Origin of the sequence: Neoroseomonas rubea, from assembly GCF_016106015.1 — a bacterium.
In the GTDB taxonomy this organism is placed as follows: domain Bacteria; phylum Pseudomonadota; class Alphaproteobacteria; order Acetobacterales; family Acetobacteraceae; genus Neoroseomonas; species Neoroseomonas rubea.
In genome coordinates, this window is record NZ_JACADQ010000328.1 from 1 (window position 1) to 4,740 (window position 4,740).

The following is a 4,740-nucleotide window of genomic DNA, read 5'->3' on the forward strand; positions in this document are numbered from 1 at the left end:
GGCGGCAGCAGCGCGTCGAGCAGCCCGGCGGAGGCGCGGCGCGCGCCCCCCGCCAGGCGCCGCAGCGCCGGCCGCACCCGGCTAGACCCAGGCGCCGAACGGTGCGTCCCCGTCCTTCGCGACCTCATGCACGAGGTCGATCTCCCAGGAGAGGTATTCGCGCATCGCCGCCTCCACGCCCTCGTTCCTGTCATAGGGGCGGAGGTAGAAGTCGACGCAGTCGGCATCCGGCGGGTCTCGCCGGTCGGACGCCAGCGGGAAGCCTGCCGCCTTCCAGGCCGCGGTGCCGCCAGCGAGGATCTTCAGCGGCGCCTGGACGATCCCGCGCAGTTCTTCCGCCGCCAGCCGCGCCTGCCATTCCTCCGCCGCCGCGACCACGACATGACGGTCGCCCGTCAGCCGGCCGGCGAGCCGCGCGAGACGAGTCCGGATGCCCCAGACGGCGCCGGGGATGTGCCCGTCGCGGAAGTCGATGGAACGGGCGAGTTCGACGATCTGCACCGCCCCCTCCCCCGCCAGCGCCGCCAATTCCGCCGGCGTGATGTGCGGCACGCGGATCGCGGTCGATTCAGGCACCTCGGGCGGGGCCATGCCTTCCTCCAGCCGGCCATCCAGGCCGTCGGTCAGCGCGAAGACCTCCCAGCCGCCCAGCTGGCGCAGCCAGCCCCCCGTCATGCGGGCGCGCACACCGGTGTCGTCCACGAGCACGATCCGCGCCTCGCGCACCGCGACCCATTGGTCCGTCGCCTGCACCAACTGCCCACCCGGCGCCGAGCGACTGCCGCCGAGATGCCCCGCGGCGAATTCCGACGGATCGCGGACATCGAGGACATAGGTCGTCCGCCCGGCCTCGCCGCGCATCCGTTCCAGATCGGCGCGCGTCGCGGTCTTCACGCCGTGCCGCCGGGCGAAGCGGTCGGCGCGGGCGAAGGCGTCGTCGATCGTCGCGGGCGTGCCTTCCGGATATCGCGCGGTCCGCCCGCGATCGCAGGCGAAGCCCGCCAGTTCCCACCCCATCGTGCCGTTGCGCAGCGCCACCACCTTGTTCGGCACGCCGGCGCTGCGCAGCGATTCGGCACCGAGGATGGACCGCGTCCGCCCCGCGCAGTTGACGACGATCGTCGTCTCCGGCCGCGTGACCAGGTCGCCCACCCGGTAGACCAGCTCCCCGCCCGGGACGTTGATGCCGCCCGGGATCGTCATGCGGCGGAACTCGTCGATCGGCCGGCTGTCGAGCACGACCATGTCCATGCCTGACTCCATCATCGCCTTGAGCTCGGCCGGGTCGACCGAGGGCGTGTGGTAGTGGTGCTCGACCCATTCGCCGAACGCCTTGGAGGGCACGTTCACGCCCGAGAAGGCGACGTAGCCCGCCGCGACCCAGGCCGGCGTGCCACCCTCCAGCACCGAGACGTCGGTGCCGCCGATGCCTTCGAGGAAGGCGGCGAGCCGCGCCGCATACCCCTCCCCGCCATCGACGCAGACCACCCGCACGTCGCGCCGGGGCAGCAGCACCCTCGCCCGGGCCTCCATCTTCGACAGGCCGCAGGGCACCGCCCAGAACAGGTGCGAGCGCCCGAACTCCCCATCCTCCCGCGCATCGAGGATGGCGAGTTCCCGCCCGTCGCGGATCCAGCCCTTGAGCGTCGCCGCATCGACCTGCTTCGGCATGCCTGCCTCCTCCCCTCGAACGGCCGGACGCTAGAACCCTTTGTGGGCGGAGGGAAACCGCGGCGCTTGCCCCCGCCGCGCGGCGGGCGCATCTCCCGCCCATGAGCAGCCCCGTCGAGATCTTCGACCGCCGCCTGGTGCGCCGCCGCCGCGACCGCGCGGCCGCGACGCAGGACCGCATCGCGCCGATCCTGGCCGAGGCCGCCGACCGGTTGCTCGACCGGCTGGACGACACGACGCGCCGCTTCTCCCGCGCGCTCGAGATCGGCGGCCGCGGCCTTGTCGCGCGCCGGCTCGCGGCGCGCGGCGTGCCGTTCGTCGTCTCGGCCGACCTCTCCCCGGCGCTCGCACGCGCCGCCGGCCCGCATCCTGTCGCGGCGGACGAGGAATGGCTGCCCTTCGCCGAGGGCGCCTTCGACCTGGTCGTCGCCTGCCTCTCGCTGCATTGGGTGAACGACCTGCCCGGCGCGCTGGTGCAGATCCGCCGCGCCCTGGCGCCGGACGGCCTGTTCCTCGCCGCCCTGCCCGGCCTGCCGACGCTCGGCGAACTCCGCGCCGCGCTGGGGAAGGCGGAGAGCGACCTGCGCGGGGGCATCGCGCCCCGCATATCCCCCTTCCCGGACCTGCGCGACGGGGCGGGGCTGCTGCAGCGCGCGGGCTTCGCCCTGCCGGTCGCGGATGCCGAGGACATCCCCCTGCTCTACCGCGATCCGCTGGCGCTGTTCGCCGACCTCCGCGCGGCCGGGGAAGGCAATGCGGTGCTGGCGCGCGACCGCCGCACGCCGCCCCGCGCGCTGTTTCCGCTCGCCGCCGCCCGCCTGCCGCGCACCGAGGAAGGCGTGCCGGCGACTCTGCGCCTGATCACGCTGACCGGCTGGGCCCCCGGCCCGGACCAGCCGCGGGCGGCGCGCCCCGGCTCGGCCACGGCCCGGCTGGCGGATGCGCTTGGCACTGTGGAACACGGCACGGGCGAAGCCCCGGGGGCCTGACTGCGGCCGCGCACCCTCCACGCGCTTGCAACCCCAGGTTCCGAGGCGCATCTTCACCCCTCACACAAGACGACGGCACGCAGGTTCATGGAGCAGCAGGGCGGCGAAGCCCGCCGCATCACCATCCATCGCCCCGAGGATTTCGCGGGCATGCGCAAGGCGGGCCGCCTCGCCGCCGAGACGCTGGACATGATCGCGGCCCACATCCACCCGGGGATCACCACGGGCGAGATCGACCAGATCTGCCATGACTTCATGGTGGCCAACGGCGCCGTGCCCGCCACGCTGGGCTACCGCGGCTACACGAAGTCCTCCTGCACCTCGGTCAACCACGTGGTCTGCCACGGCATCCCGGGCGACCGCGTGCTGGCCGATGGCGACATCGTCAACATCGACGTCACCGTCATCCTCGATGGCTGGTACGGCGACACGAGCCGCATGTTCGTGGCCGGCACGCCATCCACCAAGGCGCGGCTGCTGATGGACGTGACCTATGAGGCGATGATGCGCGGGATCGCCGCCATTCGCCCGGGCGCCACGCTCGGCGATGTCGGGCACGCCATCCAGTCCTACGTGGAACGGCACCGCTTCAGCGTGGTGCGGGACTTCTGCGGGCACGGCATCGGTCGCAACTTCCACGAACCGCCGAACGTGCTGCATTTCGGCCGCCCCGGCGAAGGCCCGCGGCTGAAGCCCGGCATGTTCTTCACGGTCGAGCCCATGGTGAATGCCGGCCGGCCCGAGGTGAAGATCCTCGACGATGGCTGGACGGCGGTGACGCGCGACCGCTCCCTTTCCGCCCAGTACGAGCACATGGTGGGCGTGACCGAGACGGGCGTGGAGATCTTCACGCTCTCGCCCGCGGGGATGCACCGACCGCACGTGCCGGGCGGCACCTGAACCATCCATTGAATTCTTTTCCGGAACGATCCACCTTGGGTTGAGTTCCGGACGGGAATGCATGGGCAAGCCGCGTCATCTGGCCGAGGCGGGACCGGGAGCGGTCTTCGAGCTGCTGCTGCCGGCGGCGACGCCGGCCACGGAGGCCGCCGAGGCCGCGCCCGGCCATCTCGGCCATCGCGCGCGGATGCGGGAAAAGCTGCTCGGCGCGGGGCCGGACGCGCTGCTCGACCATGAATTGCTGGAGATGGTGCTGTTCCTGGCGCTGCCGCGGCGGGACACCAAGCCGATCGCGCGCGCGCTGCTGACGCGCTTCGGTTCCTTCGCCAATGCCATCGCTGCGCCGCTGCAGGACCTTCGCGCGGTCGAGGGGCTCGGCGAAGCCGGCGCGGCGGCGCTGCGCACCGTGCAGGCGGCAGCCCTCCGCCTCGTGCGCGCCGAGGTGATCGACAGGCCGGTGCTGAACAACTGGGACCGGCTGCTGGCCTATCTCTCGGCGGCCATGGCGCGCGAAAAGGTGGAGCAGTTCCGCGTGCTGTTCCTCGACACCAAGAACCGGCTGATCGCGGACGAGGCGCAGGCGCGCGGCACGGTGAACCACACCCCGGTCTATCCGCGGGAGGTGGTGCGCCGCGCGCTGGAACTGCAGGCGACCGCGCTGATCCTGGTGCACAACCACCCCTCCGGCGACCCGACGCCGTCGCGCGCCGACCTCGAGATGACGCAGGAGGTGAAGGGGGCGGCGGGGATGCTCGGCATCGTGCTGCACGACCACCTCATCATTGGCAACGGACGTCACCTGTCCTTCCGGCGGGAAGGGCTGCTGTGAAGGATTTCGCGGGCCGCGCAGCACCGGTGCGCGCCGGCCGTTGACCGCGCGCCCGACGTGCCGGCACGCTGCCGGAATGCGTCATGCACCCCTCGTCCTTGCGCTTGCCCTTGCCGCGGCGGCCAGTCCGGCTGCCGCGCAGAAGGGCGGCTCGCTCGGCAACATGCCACCGCCGCCACCCGGCCAGGGGCCGCAGGGCCTTGGCCCGCGCGGGAATTTCGGACCGCAGACGGCGCTGCCGCGCGACAAGCCGCCCCCCCTGCCGCGGCCCGGCTTCGGCCAGGCGCCGCCGCAGCAACCCGGCTTCGGCCAGGGGCCCCAGCCTGGCCAGGGCTTCGGCCAGCCGGGGCC

Annotated in this window: 4 protein-coding genes and 1 pseudogene; 4 read left to right on the forward strand and 1 reads right to left on the reverse strand. The window is 73.0% G+C overall.

Annotated features, from left to right (window positions below; genetic code table 11):
- Nucleotides 1–81: 81 nt before the first annotated feature.
- A complete protein-coding gene (locus HW577_RS20950) occupies nucleotides 82–1,671 on the reverse strand; it encodes a rhodanese-like domain-containing protein (protein WP_198378064.1) in 1,590 nt (529 codons plus the stop codon).
- Nucleotides 1,672–1,772: 101 nt separating this feature from the next.
- Here HW577_RS20950 and HW577_RS20955 point away from each other — a divergent pair, with 101 nt between their 5' ends.
- From HW577_RS20955 to HW577_RS20970, 4 genes and pseudogenes are all read left to right on the forward strand, one after another.
- Nucleotides 1,773–2,660, forward strand: coding sequence for a methyltransferase domain-containing protein (locus HW577_RS20955; RefSeq protein WP_198378065.1), 888 nt, complete (start codon nucleotides 1,773–1,775; stop codon nucleotides 2,658–2,660).
- A gap of 87 nt (nucleotides 2,661–2,747) precedes the next feature.
- A complete protein-coding gene (gene map, locus HW577_RS20960; protein ID WP_198378066.1) occupies nucleotides 2,748–3,560 on the forward strand; it encodes a type I methionyl aminopeptidase in 813 nt (270 codons plus the stop codon).
- A gap of 61 nt (nucleotides 3,561–3,621) precedes the next feature.
- Nucleotides 3,622–4,389: a RadC family protein gene (gene radC / locus HW577_RS20965; protein WP_198378067.1), complete on the forward strand. Its 768-nt coding sequence runs from the start codon at nucleotides 3,622–3,624 to the stop codon at nucleotides 4,387–4,389.
- Nucleotides 4,390–4,465: 76 nt separating this feature from the next.
- Nucleotides 4,466–4,740: pseudogene (locus HW577_RS20970) on the forward strand (hypothetical protein); the annotation flags it as partial.